The organism is Methylobacterium sp. GC_Met_3 (assembly GCF_026540775.1).
Taxonomy (GTDB): Bacteria; Pseudomonadota; Alphaproteobacteria; order Rhizobiales; family Beijerinckiaceae; genus Methylobacterium.
The window spans coordinates 1-942 of the sequence record NZ_JALNUL010000167.1; the positions used below are offsets into that span (position 1 = coordinate 1).

At 58.0% G+C, this 942-nt stretch carries 1 protein-coding gene; it reads right to left on the bottom strand.

Annotated features, from left to right (window positions below; translation table 11 throughout):
- Positions 1-186 (bottom strand): hypothetical protein (locus tag OXS27_RS32325; protein WP_267361748.1); only part of this gene is annotated, 186 nt, incomplete at its 3' end.
- Positions 187-942 lie beyond the last annotated feature (756 nt).

Consider the following 942-nt stretch of genomic DNA (forward strand, 5'->3'; position numbering starts at 1 on the left):
GACCGTGCTGTGGTCGTTGTCGTAGATCAGCTCGTCGGCCTCGACGAGGAGCTTGTCGCCGGGCTTGCCGGTCCGAAGCTCGGGCAGGCCTTGCGCGTGCGCCGACAGGCCACCCGCCAGCGGCGCGGCGAGCGCCAGCATGACCAGGAGACCCGCCTTCCGCAGGATGTCGGCGACCTTGCGCAACGCGTGCCTTACCTCTTCTGCTGTAAGCGCAGGGGTGCTCTCGGGCGCAGGCTATAGTCGCAACATGACTGGTTCGGCGACCGCCCACTCCTGCTCGACGGCCTGAGTATCGTGGCCTTCGCAGCATCCGGCTTCGCAACGCGCTTATCGGTCTATGACGCCATAAAATTTGCAACGACCCAATCTTATGCGATTTTCATTCTAGGGTCTTCTATTGAGCGGTGATGTTGGGTCAAGTCGATCGATAAAAGACAGGTCGACGTTGCGTATAGCGGACGACTGCGAGCCAATGAAGGGACCGTTGGTTATGGGATCAGGTAAGGAACTACGGCCGTAACGATCACTGAGACCATAAACAGGGGTCAGCTGGTTTGAGGCCGCTATCATGTACGGGTTCAAGGCAGGGTTGCGGGAGCCGCCAGCGCTCGGAACGTTTGAGGATATAGCCACATGGCCGTTATCGAGCCAGCTGCGCGGGTGGATTCGTATCGGCAGTGGGCGCCCGACGCGGCGATATGAGTCGAACGCAGCTTCGTCTCCAGCCCATGCGGATAGCGAATTCAACGAACTGAGGCCAGCAGTCAAAATAAAGCAAAAATGTTTTGCCGTTGGTTTGGTCACGTGAAATTTCTCCGATGCGTGGTTGCGAGATAGGTTTTGACGGATCAAAATTTAGATCCACCTGAGAACCGGAAAGCCTGCGTCTGATCCTTGCCGACGCGACCGTAGTACGTACCATCCGTGCCGTAGACGCGT